The 15690-nt window shown below is 63.3% G+C and carries 17 protein-coding genes; 7 read left to right on the top strand and 10 right to left on the bottom strand.

Features of this window, described 5'->3' with window-relative positions; all coding sequences use genetic code 11:
- Window positions 1-13: 13 nt before the first annotated feature.
- A complete protein-coding gene (locus tag AC5O5I_RS00200; RefSeq protein ID WP_172228927.1) occupies window positions 14-235 on the bottom strand; it encodes a DUF1161 domain-containing protein in 222 nt (73 codons plus the stop codon).
- A 100-nt stretch (window positions 236-335) separates the two neighbouring features.
- On the bottom strand, window positions 336-551 hold the full coding sequence (locus tag AC5O5I_RS00195) for a dodecin (protein ID WP_086976505.1): 216 nt from the start codon (window positions 549-551) through the stop codon (window positions 336-338).
- A 150-nt stretch (window positions 552-701) separates the two neighbouring features.
- Between AC5O5I_RS00195 and AC5O5I_RS00190 the strand changes: the two genes are divergently transcribed.
- Entirely contained in the window at window positions 702-1025 is a 324-nt protein-coding gene (locus AC5O5I_RS00190; protein WP_172228925.1) for an ElaB/YgaM/YqjD family protein, read from the top strand.
- Here the strand turns inward: AC5O5I_RS00190 and AC5O5I_RS00185 are convergent.
- A complete protein-coding gene (locus tag AC5O5I_RS00185; protein WP_494511896.1) occupies window positions 1022-1918 on the bottom strand; it encodes a LysR family transcriptional regulator in 897 nt (298 codons plus the stop codon). The two genes, AC5O5I_RS00190 and AC5O5I_RS00185, sit on opposite strands and share 4 nt — an antisense overlap.
- Before the next feature lie 110 nt (window positions 1919-2028).
- Here AC5O5I_RS00185 and trpB point away from each other — a divergent pair, with 110 nt between their 5' ends.
- Complete coding sequence (gene trpB, locus AC5O5I_RS00180) at window positions 2029-3246, top strand: tryptophan synthase subunit beta (protein ID WP_494511895.1); 1218 nt, start codon at window positions 2029-2031, stop codon at window positions 3244-3246.
- Window positions 3243-4052, top strand: coding sequence for a tryptophan synthase subunit alpha (trpA, locus tag AC5O5I_RS00175; protein WP_172228919.1), 810 nt, complete (start codon window positions 3243-3245; stop codon window positions 4050-4052). Before trpB ends, trpA begins: the two co-directional genes overlap by 4 nt.
- A 118-nt stretch (window positions 4053-4170) precedes the next feature.
- On the opposite strand, the gene AC5O5I_RS00170 is transcribed toward trpA, so the two are convergent.
- Entirely contained in the window at window positions 4171-4503 is a 333-nt protein-coding gene (locus tag AC5O5I_RS00170; protein WP_172228917.1) for a DOPA 4,5-dioxygenase family protein, read from the bottom strand.
- Between the two features lie 205 nt (window positions 4504-4708).
- Window positions 4709-5608, bottom strand: a complete 900-nt coding sequence (locus tag AC5O5I_RS00165; RefSeq protein WP_494511894.1) for a choline sulfate utilization transcriptional regulator — start codon at window positions 5606-5608, stop codon at window positions 4709-4711.
- 108 nt (window positions 5609-5716) lie between these two features.
- Between AC5O5I_RS00165 and betC the strand changes: the two genes are divergently transcribed.
- From betC to AC5O5I_RS00150, 3 genes are all read left to right on the top strand, one after another.
- Entirely contained in the window at window positions 5717-7234 is a 1518-nt protein-coding gene (betC, locus tag AC5O5I_RS00160) for a choline-sulfatase (RefSeq protein WP_494511893.1), read from the top strand.
- Between the two features lie 14 nt (window positions 7235-7248).
- Window positions 7249-8178, top strand: a complete 930-nt coding sequence (choX, locus tag AC5O5I_RS00155; RefSeq protein ID WP_172228911.1) for a choline ABC transporter substrate-binding protein — start codon at window positions 7249-7251, stop codon at window positions 8176-8178.
- A 115-nt stretch (window positions 8179-8293) separates the two neighbouring features.
- A complete protein-coding gene (locus AC5O5I_RS00150) occupies window positions 8294-9859 on the top strand; it encodes a SulP family inorganic anion transporter (RefSeq protein WP_172286168.1) in 1566 nt (521 codons plus the stop codon).
- Between the two features lie 31 nt (window positions 9860-9890).
- Here the strand turns inward: AC5O5I_RS00150 and aroE are convergent, their stop codons facing one another.
- Together aroE and hemF are read right to left on the bottom strand one after the other, a co-directional pair.
- A complete protein-coding gene (gene aroE, locus AC5O5I_RS00145; RefSeq protein ID WP_172229395.1) occupies window positions 9891-10715 on the bottom strand; it encodes a shikimate dehydrogenase in 825 nt (274 codons plus the stop codon).
- Window positions 10716-10740: 25 nt separating this feature from the next.
- Window positions 10741-11652, bottom strand: coding sequence for an oxygen-dependent coproporphyrinogen oxidase (gene hemF / locus AC5O5I_RS00140; protein WP_172229397.1), 912 nt, complete (start codon window positions 11650-11652; stop codon window positions 10741-10743).
- Window positions 11653-11787: 135 nt separating this feature from the next.
- On the opposite strand from hemF, the gene AC5O5I_RS00135 reads away from it, so the two are divergent.
- Entirely contained in the window at window positions 11788-12765 is a 978-nt protein-coding gene (locus tag AC5O5I_RS00135; RefSeq protein WP_494511892.1) for an NADPH:quinone reductase, read from the top strand.
- 445 nt (window positions 12766-13210) lie between these two features.
- Here AC5O5I_RS00135 and AC5O5I_RS00130 read toward each other — a convergent pair whose 3' ends face one another.
- The 3 genes from AC5O5I_RS00130 to dprA all read right to left on the bottom strand — a co-directional run bounded on the left by AC5O5I_RS00130 (window position 13211) and on the right by dprA (window position 15676).
- A complete protein-coding gene (locus tag AC5O5I_RS00130) occupies window positions 13211-13519 on the bottom strand; it encodes a hypothetical protein (protein ID WP_172229407.1) in 309 nt (102 codons plus the stop codon).
- A 459-nt stretch (window positions 13520-13978) separates the two neighbouring features.
- Window positions 13979-14536 carry an L-threonylcarbamoyladenylate synthase type 1 TsaC gene (gene tsaC, locus AC5O5I_RS00125; protein ID WP_172229401.1) on the bottom strand — a complete coding sequence of 186 codons (558 nt, stop codon included), beginning with the start codon at window positions 14534-14536 and terminating at the stop codon, window positions 13979-13981.
- Between the two features lie 42 nt (window positions 14537-14578).
- On the bottom strand, window positions 14579-15676 hold the full coding sequence (dprA, locus tag AC5O5I_RS00120; protein WP_172229403.1) for a DNA-processing protein DprA: 1098 nt from the start codon (window positions 15674-15676) through the stop codon (window positions 14579-14581).
- Window positions 15677-15690: the final 14 nt, after the last annotated feature.

Genomic DNA, 15690 nt, shown 5'->3' with positions numbered 1-15690 from the left:
AGAAGCCAGCACATCAGCCGCGGCGGTACACAATCTCCTTGGTCCCTGCCTCGCAGCTACCGATCACCTTGCCCGCGGGGTCGCCTTTGTTGACGATCTCAAGCTTGTAGCCTTTGACCCCTTTGGCATCCAGCTTGGCCGCAATTTCCGCCTTCAGCTCTTCACACGGCTTGCCTGCTGCCAGCGCACCGCCGGCCAGGGTCATCAGGCCGAGCGCCAGAATCAGTTTGTTCATCATTCGCTTTCCTTGTGCAGATGAAATCAGAAAGGGCGCCAGCCAAGGCGCCCTCTTCGTAATACCGCATCACGCCGGAATCATCCAGCCCGCTGGTGTTTCAGCTGTTGGCAATACGGAAGCCGACCTTCAGCGTGACCTGGAAGTGCGCCGCCTTGTTGTCGCGGATGTGGCCACGGGTATCGATCACTTCGAACCACTCCAGATGCTTGATGCTCTTGCCGGCTTCGGCCAGGGCGTTGTTGATCGCATCTTCGATACTGGTGGGCGAGGACCCTACCAGTTCGATCTTCTTGTAGGTGTGATGATCGGTCATGAGTGCTCTCCTTGGATGACAGTGAGATTGAGCCTAGCAGCGCAGGCCTGGTTTACCTGCGAGCCGTCAGCAAGCGCTAAAGTTCGATCGCACTTTCCCGCAGTTGGCAGGTCGCAACCCTTACAGCCCATACTGCAAAGGAGAGTCAACATGCACCGCAACTCGCTGCGTAAAACGTCCCTGGAAAGCATGGAAGCAGAGATCGAGAGCCTTCTGAAAAGCTTGGAGAACCTCAAGCACGATGCATCGGAAGAATCCCAGAAGTCGGTGAAGGCAATCCGCAGCAACGCCGAGAGCGCCCTTCGTCATTCGCGCAGCCTGCTGAGCGACGCCTACGAGGAAGTGAAGCAACGCACCCGCCAAACCGGCATCGCCACCCGTGATTACGCTCAGGAACACCCGTACACCACCGCCGGCGTTGCCATCGGCGCCTTGGGCCTGCTGGCGGCTTACCTGCTGACCAAACGCAACTAAGCGCCTTGGCGTGCCAGTTCGGCACGCAACCACTGGGCCAACTGCTCGGCGCGCCCATCTGCGGCGCGCCTGGGCACCCACAGAGCCAGCGCCGCCGGCGTCGGTGAAAAGCCCCACGGTGCACTCAAGCGGCCCGCACGCAGGTCATCGGCGACCAGCGGCTGCGGCGCAATCGCCACACCTAGTCCGGCCACGGCAGCTTCCAGCAGGTAATACAGGTGCTCGAAGGCTTGCCCGTATTGCATGGCCGTCGGCTCCAACCCCTGTTCCAGCGCCCAGGTCGGCCAGGCCTGCGGGCGCGAGGTAGTGTGCAGCAAGGCCTCACCCAGCAAGGCCTTGGGGGGTGCATCCTGCAAACGCTCGAAGTCGGCATAACGCGGGCTGAGCACGGGCCCGATACGCTCCTCTGCCAGTACATGCACCTGCATGTCCGCCGGCCACGGCGGCTCGGCATACACAAGAAGCGCATCAAGCCCGGGTCGCCGGGGGTCGAGGTCGCCTTCACCCGCCGACAAGTGCAGGCGCAATTCGGGCAAGTCCGCCTGTAGCCGCCCAAGTCGCGGGATGAACCAGCGCGCCAGCAGGCTACCCGAGCAGCCCAGCACGAACGGGGCTTGGCTGACATCACGGCTCAGTTCGGCACACACGCTGCGCAGGCGGTCGAAGGCTTCGCCACTGGCGTCACGCAGGCGCACACCGGCATCTGTGAGTTTGATGCCGCGCCCATCCTTCACGAACAGCGCAACGCTCAGGTGCTCTTCCAGCACTTTGATCTGCCGGCTGACTGCACCATGAGTGACATGCAGCGCTTCGGCTGCCTGGCTGACGCTGTTTAGCCTGGCGGTCGCCTCGAAGGCTCGCAGGGCATTCAGGGGAGGGAGGTCGTGGGCCATGATACCTGTGAGTTTTTCTGACAAGTGTTCGCAATCTTATCGGTTTTCAGCCGGCCTTGCCCTGTTTACAGTAAAGCCCATCACTCATTCATTACGCCCTGGAGCGACCCATGACCCAGTCCCAATACCGCCCCGGCCCCGACGCCAACGGCCTGTTCGGCTCGTTCGGCGGCCGCTACGTGGCCGAAACCTTGATGCCACTGGTGCTGGACCTGGCCCGCGAATACGAAGCGGCCAAGGCAGACCCCAAGTTCCTCGAAGAGCTGGCGTACTTCCAGCGCGACTACATCGGCCGCCCCAACCCGCTGTACTTCGCCGAGCGCCTGACCGAGCACTGTGGCGGCGCCAAGATTTTCTTCAAGCGTGAAGAGCTCAACCACACCGGCGCGCACAAGGTGAACAACTGCATCGGCCAGGTGCTGCTGGCCAAGCGCATGGGCAAGAAACGCCTGATCGCCGAGACCGGCGCCGGCATGCACGGCGTGGCCACTGCCACCGTGGCCGCGCGCTTCGGCCTGCCTTGCGTGATCTACATGGGCGCCACCGACATCGAGCGCCAGCAGGCCAACGTGTTCCGCATGAAGCTGCTGGGCGCCGAGATCGTTCCGGTCACCGCCGGCACCGGCACCCTGAAGGACGCCATGAACGAGGCCCTGCGCGACTGGGTCACCAACGTCGAAGACACCTTCTACCTGATCGGCACCGTAGCCGGCCCACACCCGTACCCGGCCATGGTGCGTGACTTCCAGTCGATCATCGGCAAGGAAACCCGCGCCCAGCTGCTCGAGAAGGAAGGTCGCCTGCCAGACAGCCTGGTTGCCTGCGTCGGCGGCGGCTCCAACGCCATGGGCCTGTTCCACGAGTTCCTCGAAGAGCCGAGCGTGGAAATTATCGGCGTCGAAGCCGGTGGCCACGGCGTGCACACCGACAAGCACGCAGCCAGCCTGAACGGCGGCGTGCCAGGCGTGCTGCACGGCAACCGCACCTACCTGCTGCAGGACGAAGACGGCCAGATCACCGATGCCCACTCGATTTCCGCCGGCCTGGACTACCCGGGCATCGGCCCGGAGCACGCCTACCTGCACGAAGTGAAGCGCGTGGAGTACGTCAGCATTACCGACGACGAAGCCCTGGACGCCTTCCACGCCTGCTGCCGCCTGGAAGGCATCATCCCGGCCCTGGAAAGCTCGCACGCCCTGGCCGAAGCCATCAAGCGCGCACCGAAGCTGCCCAAGGATCACCTGATGGTCGTGTGCCTGTCGGGCCGCGGCGACAAAGACATGCAAACCGTCATGAGCCACATGGCCGCCCAGGAGAAACAGGCATGAGCCGTCTTGAACAACGCTTCGCCGAGTTGAAGGCCGAAGGCCGCTCGGCACTGGTCACCTTCGTCACCGCAGGCGACCCGGGCTACGACGCCTCGCTGCAGATCCTCAAGGGCCTGCCAGCCGCTGGCGCCGACGTGATCGAGCTGGGCATGCCGTTCACCGACCCGATGGCCGACGGCGTGGCCATCCAGCTGGCAACCCTACGCGCCCTGGAAGCCGGCCAGACCCTGGCCAAGACCCTGCAGATGGTTCGCGAATTCCGGGTAGATAACCAGACCACGCCGATCGTGCTGATGGGCTACTACAACCCGATCCACCGCTTTGGCGTGGACAAGTTCGTGGAGGATGCCAAGCAAGCAGGTGTCGATGGCCTGATCATCGTCGACCTGCCGCCAGAGCATGACGCCGAACTGGCCACCCCGGCGCAGGCTGCCGGCATCGACTTCATCCGCCTGACCACCCCGACCACCGACGATGCGCGCCTGCCGCGCGTGCTGGAGCGCAGCTCCGGGTTTGTCTATTACGTGTCGGTGGCAGGTGTGACCGGAGCCGGCTCGGCAACCACCGAGCACGTCACCGAGGCCATTGCCCGCCTGCGCCGGCATACCGATTTGCCGATCAGCGTCGGTTTCGGCATTCGCACGCCAGAGCAGGCGGCGAATATTGCCCGCCTGGCAGATGGCGTGGTGGTGGGGTCGGCGCTGGTCGACAAGATTGCCCAGGCCAAGACTGCCGATCAGGCGGTGAACGAGGTATTGAGCCTGTGCTCGGCACTGGCTGAAGGGGTGCGCGGCGCCCGGCGCTGATCCGCGCCGCCTGCTTCGCGGGTAAACCCGCTCCTACAGGTCCCCACAGTTTCAGCATCTGTGCGGTCCCTGTGGGAGCGGGTTAACCCGCGAAAAGGCCGGTACAGGTTATAAAATTCTATCCACCGAAAATAGACAGCTTCAAAGGCCTCACAGCCCCCATCCAGATCGCATGATCCCGGTGGTCCGCCAGTTCATCCCCGGTTTCCGGGTGCATGAACACCACCAACCCCTTCCGGTACAGCGCCAGCCAAGGCAACACCACCCCAACCACCTCTGGCCCGAACGCCAGCTGACAGCTCCAGTCCGGGTGTGGCCCTACCGGTTTCTGGTGCATGCGCCCCATGGTCACCGGAAACAGCCGCGCCGCCTCCTCGCACAGTTCCCGGGCCTGCTCCATGGTCGATGCGTCGTAGTAAACGTGGGCGTGGTAACCCTTGATCCTCTGCACGGTAACTCCTGATTGCGGTCGAACCATCACCACCTGCCTGCAGGGGTGATGCAGTTGAAAAGGTGGGCGAACAGCTTAACTTCGTAGTCTAGATTGCCGGGGCTGCTGCGCAGCCCATCGCGACACAAGGCCGCTCCTACAGGGGCAAGCGATCTGTGTAGGAGCGGCCTTGCGTCGCGATGGGCCGCAAAGCGGCCCCAGAATCTCAAAGGCTGCGCTCATGCTCCAGCCACCCCACAAACCGGTCGATCAACGCACTACGCCGCTTGCGCGGTGGCAGCACCACATAATACCCCCGGGCCGAGCGCAAACTGCCGTCCAGCGGCCGACACAGCAGCCCTTGCTCGACTAGCCCATCCACCAGGTGCCCCCAGCCAATCGCCACCCCCTGGCCCGCAATCGCCGCCTGGATCAGCAAGGTGTAGTTATCAAATCGCAGTTGCCCCGCCGGCGGCGGGCTGGCCACGCCGAACCCGCGAAACACGCCAGCCCAATCGAACCAGCGGCTGGCCAGCTCGCCCTTCAGATGCAGCAATGGCAAACGTTGCAAAGCCACGGCTGACAAGGGTTTGCCATGAATCAGCCGGGGGCTGCAAACCGGGAACACTTCTTCATCGAATAGCCATCGGCTTTCGCCCTGGTGAAAGCGCCCGTCGCCAAACAGCACTGCCACATCGATGTCCGGGCGCAGCATGCCCTGGCTGCGCTCGCCGGTGACCAGGCTCACATCCACCTGTGGATAAGCCTGGTGAAAACGTTGCAGCCGTGGCATCAGCCAGAACGCGGCAAAGGCAAAGTCAGTGGCCACCTGCAGCACCTCGCGCTGGCCGCGCCCGCTGGCCAGGGCGATGCCGTCGTCCATGGCCTGCAGGCCCTGATGCACCTGTTCGAACAGGACCTGGCCGGCCTCGGTCAGCTCGATGCCCCGATAAATTCGGTCGAACAGGCGCGTACCCAGTTGCGCCTCCAGACGCTTTACCTGCTGGCTCACCGCCGGCTGTGTGGTGCCCAGCTCCAAGGCCGCTGCGGTGAAGCCGCGCAGGCGCGCTGCGGCCTCGAACACCCGCAGGGTATCCAGCGACACCTGCGCAAGCTGATCAAACATAAGTGTGGCTAATCCCAGTCATTGCCCGCCGTGGGCTTTACCCATGTTATCCACAGTCGCATCTTGGTAGGCAAGCGATTCGCATAATCCTCAACGATGGAAGCCAGCATGACGCGCCCGAATATCCTGTTCATCATGGCCGACCAGATGGCCGCACCCTTGCTGCCGATCTACGCCCCTTCGCCAATCCAGATGCCGCACCTCAGCCGCCTGGCCGAGCATGCCGTGGTGTTCGATTCGGCCTACTGCAACAGCCCGCTGTGCGCGCCATCGCGCTTCACCCTGGTCAGCGGCCAGTTGCCCAGCCGTATCGGTGCCTACGACAACGCCGCCGATTTCCCGGCTGACGTACCCACCTATGCCCATTACCTGCGGCGCATGGGCTACCGCACGGCACTGTCGGGCAAGATGCACTTCTGCGGGCCCGACCAGCTGCACGGCTACGAGGAGCGCCTGACCAGCGATATCTACCCGGCCGACTATGGCTGGGCGGTGAACTGGGATGAACCCGACGTGCGCCCAAGCTGGTACCACAACATGGCCTCGGTGCTGCAGGCCGGCCCGTGCGTGCGCACCAACCAGCTGGATTTCGACGAGGAAGTGGTGTTCAAGGCCCGTCAGTACCTGTACGACCATGTGCGTGAAAATGATGGCCGGCCGTTCTGCCTGACGGTATCCATGACTCACCCGCACGACCCCTACACCATCCCCAAACGCTACTGGGACCGATACGAAGGTGTGGATATCCCCATGCCAAGCGCCGAGTTCAGTCAGCAACAACTCGACCCGCACTCGCAGCGGCTGCTCAAGGTCTACGACCTGTGGAACAAGCCGCTGCCTGTGGACAAGATTCGCGACGCCCGCCGGGCCTACTTCGGCGCCTGCAGCTACATCGACGACAACATCGGCCAGTTGCTGCAGACCCTGGAAGAATGCAACCTGGCCGACGACACGCTGATCGTGTTCTCCGGTGACCATGGCGACATGCTTGGCGAGCGCGGCCTCTGGTACAAGATGCACTGGTTCGAGATGTCGGCACGGGTACCGCTGCTGATCCACGCGCCGAAACGCTTTGCCCCCGCCCGGATCGGCGCCTCGGTCTCGACCTGCGACCTGCTGCCAACCCTGGTCGAACTGGCCGGCGGGGCTGTGGATAACCACCTGCACCTGGACGGTCGCTCGCTGCTCGGCCACCTGCAAGGGCAGGGCGGCCACGACGAAGTGATCGGCGAGTACATGGCAGAAGGCACTGTCGGCCCGCTGATGATGATCCGCCGCGGGCCGTACAAGTTCGTGTACAGCGAAGACGACCCATGGCTACTCTATGACCTGAGCCGCGACCCGAACGAGCGGGAGAACCTCACCGGCAGCCCGGACCACCAGGCGCTGCTGCAGGCATTTGCCGATGAAGCCAGGCAGCGTTGGGATATCCCCAGTCTGCGCCAGCAGGTTCTCGCCAGCCAGCGCCGACGCCGCCTGGTGGCCGAGGCATTGGCCATCGGCAAGCTGAAAAGCTGGGACCACCAACCGCTGGTGGACGCCAGCCAACAGTACATGCGCAACCATATCGATCTCGATGACCTCGAGCGCAAGGCACGTTATCCACAGCCCGCACCCATGGATTGAGAAGAGAGGCCGCCATGCACAAGTTCCCCGCCACCGTGTTAGCCCTGGCCCTTAGCCTGGCCGCCATTACGGCCAATGCCGCCGACAGCGACGCGCAATGCAGCACCGTGAAAATGGCCGACCCCGGCTGGAGCGACATCGCCACGACCAATGCCATAGCCCGCCTGTTGCTGGAAAGCCTGGGCTACCAGGTAAAAATCGACAGCCTGGCCGTGCCGATCATCTACGGCGGACTCAAGGATGGCCGGATCGATGCCTTTCTCGGCAACTGGATGCCGGCGCACCAGGGGTTCCATGACAAATTCATTGCCAATGGCGACGTGCAGCAGCTGTCGCGCAACCTGGAAGGCACCGAGTTCACCCTGGCGGTGCCCGACTATGTGTGGAACGCGGGGGTGAAGGACTTCGCCGACTTGCAGAAACATGCCGATCAGTTCGACAAGAAACTGTACGGGATCGGTTCTGGCGCGCCCGCCAACCTCTCGCTGAAGCAGATCATCGACAACAATGAATTCAATCTCGGCCAATGGAAGCTGGTGGAATCCAGCGAACAGGCGATGCTCACCCAGGTAGACCGTGCCGCCAAGAAGCAGCAGTTCATTACCTTCCTCGGCTGGACACCGCACCCGATGAACGTGAAGCTGAAGATGCATTATCTGACTGGCGGCGAAAAATGGTTCGGCAGCAAGGGCGAGGTTTTCACCCTGACGCGCAAAGGATATCCACAAGCCTGCCCGAACGCGGCAAAGCTGCTGGGTAACCTGAAGTTCACCCTGGACATGGAAAACACCATCATGGCCGAGGTTGTGGACCAGAAGATAAGTTTCGATGACGCGGCCAGGGCCTGGGTAAAGACGCACCCTGAATTGCTGGAAGGATGGCTGGCTGGGGTGACTACCAAAAGTGGCGGGGATGCTAACGAAGCAGTAAAAACCAAGCTGTAAACCAATCCTGTGGGAGCGGGTTCACCCGCGAATGCGGCAGTGAGGCTACCGACGCATTCGCGGGTGAACCCGCTCCCACAGAGGGACAGTGCAACTTAAGGAATGTGGATAACCCATGCATCGCCTCACTCACCTGCTGCCCTTCCTCTCCTGGCTCCCGCGCCAATCGGGCCGCAGCCTGCGCCAGGACCTGCTGGTAGGCCTGAGCGGTGCCATCCTCGCCCTGCCGCAGTCCATCGCCTATGCCCTGATCGCCGGCCTGCCCGCCGAATACGGCCTCTACGCCGCCATCGTGCCAGTGCTGATCGCTTGCCTATGGGGCTCGTCCTGGCACCTGATCTGCGGCCCGACTGCCGCCATTTCCATCGTCCTCTACGCCAGCATCAGCCCGCTGGCCGTGGCCGGCAGCAGCGATTACGTCACCCTGGTGCTGCTGCTGACGTTCCTCGGCGGCATCTTCCAGTTACTGCTGGGGCTGTTGCGCTTCGGCGCACTGGTCAATTTTGTTTCCCACTCCGTCGTGCTGGGGTTCACGCTCGGCGCGGCCATCGTCATCGCCCTGGGCCAGCTGCCCAACCTGCTGGGCATGAACCTGCCAAGCCAGGCCACGGCGCTGAAAACCGTGCAGGACCTGGCCAGCCATGCCGGTGAGGTCGACTGGCCAGCGCTGGCCCTGGGCCTGGCTACTGTAGCGATCGGCATAGCGTGCAAGCTTTGGCGCCCACGATGGCCCAGCCTGTTGATAAGTCTGATTCTGGTCAGCGTGGTGGCCTGGCTGCTGCCAGGCTGGTTTGGCCATGTGCCGCGGGTGGCAGCCTTCACCGGGCAGCTTCCGCCCTTCAGCCCGCTGCCGTTACTGGACCTGGAACTCATGCTGCGCCTGCTGCCCAGCGCCGTGGCGGTGGGCATGCTGGGGCTGGTGACCAGCCTGTCGATTGCCCGCTCGCTGTCGGCACGCTCTGAACAGCTGATCGACCCTGATCAGGAAATACGTGCACAGGGCCTGTCGAACATCGCCGGGGCTTTTTTCTCGGGTTATTTGTCTGCCGGGTCCTTCACCCGCTCGGGCCTGAGTTATGAGGCAGGCGCCCGCTCGCCCATGGCCGGGGTGTTTTCGGCGCTGTGGGTGGCCTTGTTCGCGGTTACCGGGGCAGGGCTGATCGCGCACCTGCCGATCCCGGCCATGGCCGGGAGTATCCTGCTGATCTGCTGGGGGCTGGTTGACCATCGGGGGATTCGGGCATTGTTCCGCGTCAGCCGCTCGGAGTTTCTGGTCATGCTGCTGACAGCGGCGGCGACCCTGCTGCTGGAGTTGCAGACAGCAATTTATGCCGGGGTGCTGGCTTCGCTGTTCTTCTACCTCAAGCGAACCTCACGGCCACGGGTGCAGCAGAGCCGTGAAGGGGAAGCGGACGTGCTGCGGGTGGGCGGGTCGATCTTCTTTGGCGCGGCGCATTACCTGCAGGTCCGCTTGCAGCGCTGCCAGGGGCCGCATGTGGTGATCGATGCGCGGCAGGTGAATTTTATCGACTACTCGGGTGTGGATATGTTGCATCGCGAGGCGCGGCGGTTGATGCGCTCTGGCGGAAGCCTGACCTTGCATCGGGCCAGGCCGCAGGTCATCGAGGAGTTGCAGAAGCTGGAAGGGGTGGCGCTGTGTCCGATACGGTTTGAGGAGTGAGCCGTGGGGCCGCTTTGCGGCCCCGGCAATCTCAGCCTCGAGCAAGCTGCCGGCGCAATTCAGCCAACACCGGCGCCGTATCCGGCCGCACCCCACGCCAGATAAAGAACGCCTCAGCCGCCTGCTCGGCCAGCATCCCCAACCCATCCAGCACCTTGGCCGCACCCAGGTTCGCAGCCCACTGGCAAAACGGTGTCGGCTGCTTGCCATACATCATGTCGTAGCAGACCGTTCGCCCCGCCTCGACCAGGCTGTCGGCAATCGGCGGCATCTCGCCTGCCAGGCTCGCCGAAGTGGCATTGATGATCACGTCCACCGGCTCCTGCAACCAGGCAAACCCGCTGGCCACCACTGGCCCCAGCTCGTCGAACTCGCGCGCCAGCTGCTCGGCCTTTTCCACGGTACGGTTGGCGATCACCAGCGATTGCGGGTTGTGCGCCAGAATTGGCTCCAGCACGCCCCGCACAGCACCACCGGCCCCGAGAATGAGAATGCGTTTGCCCGCCAGCTCGACCCCGGCATTGACGGTGAGGTCGCGCACCAGGCCTGCACCGTCGGTGTTGTCACCCTGCAAGGTACCGTTGGCCAGTTTGCTCAGGGTATTCACCGCGCCAGCGCGCTGGGCACGCGGGGTCAGGCTGTCGCACAGGCGGTAGGCCTCTTCCTTGAACGGCACGGTGACGTTGCCGCCACTGCCTTGCTTGAAGAAACCACGCGCGCAGTCGCTGAACTCGTCCAGCGGCGCCAGCAACGTGGCGTACTCCAGGTCCTGGCCGGTCTGCTCGGCGAACAGGCGATGGATCAGCGGCGACTTGCTATGGCCGATGGGGTTACCGAAAACGACGTACTGGTCCATGACGATTCCTTGGTTGTCCACAGGCTTACTGGCCAAGCCAGTCGCGGTCCTGCAGGAAGTACTCGGTCAGGCGCGCTTCTTCGCTGCCCGGCGCGGCCTTCCAATCGTAGCCCCAGCGGACTTGCGGCGGAAGCGACATCAGAATCGACTCGGTGCGGCCACCGGACTGCAGCCCGAACAGGGTGCCACGGTCGTAGACCAGGTTGAATTCCACGTAGCGGCCGCGGCGGTATTCCTGGAACTCGCGCTGCGCCGGGGTGAAGGGCGTGTCCTTGCGACGCTGGACAATCGGCAGGTACGCGTCGACGAAGGCATCGCCGATGGCGCGGATAAAGGCGAAGCAGGTGTCGAAGTCCCACTCGTTCAGGTCATCGAAGAACAAGCCACCGATGCCGCGTGGCTCGCCACGGTGCTTGAGGTGGAAGTAGCGATCGCACCAGGCCTTGTAACGCGGGTACACATCGGCGCCGAACGGCGCGCAGGCCTGCTCGGCCACGCGGTGCCAGTGGATGCAGTCTTCTTCATTGCCGTAGTAAGGGGTCAGGTCGAAACCGCCGCCGAACCACCACACGGCCTCTTCACCTTCCTTTTCGGCAATGAAGAAACGCACGTTGGCGTGCGAAGTGGGCACATGCGGGTTGTGCGGGTGAATCACCAGCGACACGCCCAAGGCCTCGAAGCCACGGCCTGCCAGTTCGGGGCGATGGGCACTTGCCGAAGGCGGCAAGCCACTGCCGAACACATGGGAAAAGTTGACCCCGCCCTTCTCGATCAGCTTGCCTTCGCCAATCACCCGCGTACGGCCCCCGCCACCGGCTTCGCGCACCCAGGCGTCCTCGACGAAGCGGGCACCGCCGTCTTCGGCTTCGAGGGCAGAGCAGATGCGGTCTTGCAGGTCGAGCAGGTAGGCTTTCACGGCCTCGGTGCGGCTAGTCATCGGGTCACCAGGAACGGGCGGGGAAGAATTCGCCGCGTAGCATACCACCGCCAACCCGCGCGCCGCAGTTGACGGCGATCAAGCAAAGGCGTCCGATAGAAGGCCTTTTCCCGATCCCGAGTACAGGAGTGCGAGATGGCCAAGCGTATCCAGTTCAGCCAGCATGGCGGCCCGGAAGTGCTGCAGTTTGTGGAATTCGAACCCACCCCGCCCGGGCCACAGCAGGTACGTGTGCGTAACCATGCGATCGGCCTGAACTTCATCGATACCTACTTCCGCAGCGGGCTGTATGCGCCGCCGTCCCTGCCTTCCGGCCTGGGCACCGAAGCGGCCGGTGTGGTCGAGGCTGTGGGCGAGGGTGTGACCCGGCTCAAGGTCGGCGACCGCGTGGCCCATGCCGGCGGCCCGCTGGGCGCGTACAGCGAAGTGCATACGCTGCCTGAGGCCAACCTGGTCAAGCTGCCCGACAACATCAGCTTCGAGCAGGCGGCGGCGGTGATGCTCAAGGGTTTGACCGTGCAGTACCTGCTGAAGCAGACCTATGAGGTAAAGGCAGGTGACGTGATCCTGTTCCATGCCGCAGCGGGTGGTGTGGGTTCGCTGGCGTGCCAGTGGGCCAAGGCGTTGGGGGCCAAGTTGATCGGCACCGTGAGCTCTGCCGAAAAGGCCGAGCGGGCCAAGGCGCTGGGCGCGTGGGCGACCATCGACTACAGCCATGAAGACGTGGCCAAGCGGGTGCTGGAGCTGACCGATGGCAAGAAATGCCCGGTGGTGTATGACGGCGTCGGTGCCGATACCTGGCTGACCTCGCTGGACTGCCTGCAACCGCGTGGGTTGATGGTGAGCTTTGGCAATGCCTCGGGTGCGGTGAGCGGAGTGAACCTGGGGATTCTGGCGCAGAAGGGCTCGCTGTATGTCACCCGGCCGACGTTGGCAACCTATGCCAACAATGCCGAGAACACCCAGGCCATGGCCGATGACCTGTTTGCGATGATTGGCAGTGGCAAATTGGTTGTGGATATCCAGCAGCGGTATCCGCTGAGTGAGGCGGGGAAGGCGCAGGCGGAGCTGTCGGCGCGGCGGACTGTTGGATCGACTGTACTAATTCCCTGAGCCACACACGTTCCCTGTGGGAGCGGGTTTACCCGCGAAGAAGCCACCGCGATGGATGGCACCGGCTCTGCCGGTGTTCGCGGGTGAACCCGCTCCCACAGGTACTGCACCGATCTTGAGTGCAACGCCATCCCTGTGGGAGCGGGCATGCCCGCGAAGCAGCCGCCGCGGTGGATGGCACCGGCTTTGCCGGTGTTCGCGGGCGCGCCCGCTCCCACAGGTACTGCGTAGGCCTCCAGTACAGCGCTATCCCTGTGGGAGCCGGCTTGCCGGCGATTGCGTCAGTAAAAGCATTGAAGATTCAACGAGCAGCTCACACGGCGTTTTTTCACGAACACTTTTGAGCTGCGCGATAGAAGCACGAAGCCGGCTTGCGTTTCTTCCACCTGCAAGTAAGTGCGCGGTCTCATCCAGGTGATGGTTGAAACCAGAGTGGCTTTTCATTTCAGACACCCTTTGTCGCTGGTGGAGTCGACTCGATGCCATCGAGTATCGCCTCAATCACACCTTCTGCCATTTCAATTGCATGCAGGTTCGACCAGAACATGCCACGGCCTTCTTCGCGCATGTAGTCCAGGGCTTTGTAGCCGGTCTCGTAGGCGCTGCGCAGGTACAGGGCTACGTGGACCAGAGCGTCCTCGGCGGAAATGTTCGGGTTTACGGTGAAGAGCGGGTCATGGCCGGCGTCGCAGCGGCCAAAGGGGCGGGTGGAGGTGCAGGGAAGGGGTGGATCGGGGACTATTTTCTTCATCATTGGAAAATGCTCCTCAATGCCGCCAACCATCACTACCACGTGAATGGGTGGCGACTGTACGCGAGGTGGTAGACCCGGGCATTTTCCAATCCAGGCAGGCTCAAGAGCCTCCCACGCACAGCCGCCATAGACTGCCATGGAAAAAATGCATCCGGGCTACCACACCCGATCGCCAAGGTATTCAGCGATGGATGAAGCCTAGAGACACTGGTTCCCACTGAGAAGGTGATGGCAGGGGACGCGGCTCGTAGGATATTTCCCAATCCGCAAGCTGGACAGCCTTTCAAGAAAAAATCAGAAAAATCTGCAGAGCCACTGGGGCCGCTTTGCGGCCCAATCGCCGGCAAGCCAGCTCCCACACCGATCGCGCCGGTTTCAAGTCTTGTGCAGTACCTGTGGGAGCTGGCTCGCCGGCGATCGACCGGGGCGCGCACGCCGGCGAAGCCCTCGCCAGCGATATCAGCCCGGGCGCACAACCTCACCAGTAGCCAAGTTCCGAATCACACTCGGATTCTTCCGCCCCCCCAGCGCCCCACCCAGCACCAGGTCCAGCTGGCCATGGAAGTACTGCTCCACCCGCAACCGCGTCTTCGCCGCCGGGCGCCCGCCCGGGTTGCACGAGGTGGAAATCAAAGGCCCCACCAGCGCGCACAAGTCACGCACCACCGGGTGATCGCTGACCCGCAACGCCACGGTGTCATGCTGCCCGGTCACCCACTCGGGCAACAGGTTCTGGTGCGGCACCAGCCAGGTGTTCGGCCCCGGCCAGGTGCTGCCCATGCGGTCGATCCAGTCTTCGGGGAAATCCTCGAACAAAAAGTCGAACTGGCGAATGTTGTCGGCGATCAGGATCAGGCCTTTATCCACAGGGCGCGATTTCAGCGCCAGCAACCGATACACCGCGTCCTCGTTCCACGGGTCGCAGCCCAGGCCCCAGACCGCTTCCGTCGGGTAGGCGATCACCGCGCCCGCCCGGATCTCACGTGCGGCTTGTTGCACACGAAAACTGCTCACCATTTGTGTCTCCCCGCCTATATACCTTGCTTGTGAGCAGTGTACTTAGCCCGCGCGGGCAAACCAACGCCCGGCTTCATTGCTGACCCGGCCCTCCAGCTCCAGCTCGGTAAGCTGCGCCAATACGGCGGCCAGCGGCTGCTCGCTGCAATGGGCCAGGCTTTCGCTGGTCTGTGGCGCGGCGTGCAGCAGGGCGAGCAGGGGATGGTCGAATTTTTCCGCAACGTCGGGCGGCAGGTTCTGCCAGCCCTGCAGCGTTTGCAGGATCTGCTCCACCGTCTCTACCAGCAGCGCGCCGTCACGAATCAGCTGGTGGCAGCCCTTGGCGCCTGGATGGTGAATGGAGCCCGGTATGGCATACACCTCGCGGCCTTGGTCCGCCGCCAGGCGCGCCGTAATCAGCGAACCACTGGCCAGACTGGCCTCGACCACCAGCACGCCCAGCGACAAACCACTGATGATGCGATTGCGCCGGGGGAAGTTGCCGGGCAGCGGCCCGGCATCCAACGGGTACTCGGAAACCAGCGCACTGCCGGTCTCGATCATGGCCTGGGCCAACTCGCGGTGGCGCTGTGGATAAAGTTTTTGCAACCCCGTGCCGAGCACACCAATCGTGCTCCCTCCGGTCTTCAATGCGGCCCGATGAGCGGCGCCATCAATGCCAACGGCCAACCCGCTGGTAATGGTGAAACCGGCTTGCGCCAGATAGCGTGCAAAAGCGCCAGCCGTATCCAGGGCCGGCGGTGTGGCACGCCTGCTGCCCACAATTGCCAACTGGGGACGGTTTAACAGCGCCGGTTCGCCGGCGACGAAAAGCAGCGGCGGTGCGTCATCGATTTCAGCCAGCAGGGCAGGGTAGTCCGGGTCGTCCCACATCAGTAAATGCTGGCCCGGACGCTCTAACCAAGCCATTGCAGCCAACGCGCCATCGCGCACTTCGGCACTGCGCCGAGCATCGATAGTAACTTGGGGAATGCCCAGTGCACGCCAGGCCGAACCCGGTGCAGATAGTGCCGAGGAGGCCGAGCCAAACGCATCGATCAGGTTACGAAAGCGTCTCAACCCGGTTTCTGGAAGGCGGTGCAAACGCAGCCGGGCTTCCAGCTCGGCAGGCGGGCAAGGCGACGAATGGTAAATCGACATTAAGATCATCCTTG

The sequence above is a fragment of the Pseudomonas sp. 9_2_1 genome, from assembly GCF_059295275.1.
Note: the sequence above shows the minus strand (reverse complement) of the source record. Positions and strands in the feature narration are given on the sequence as shown.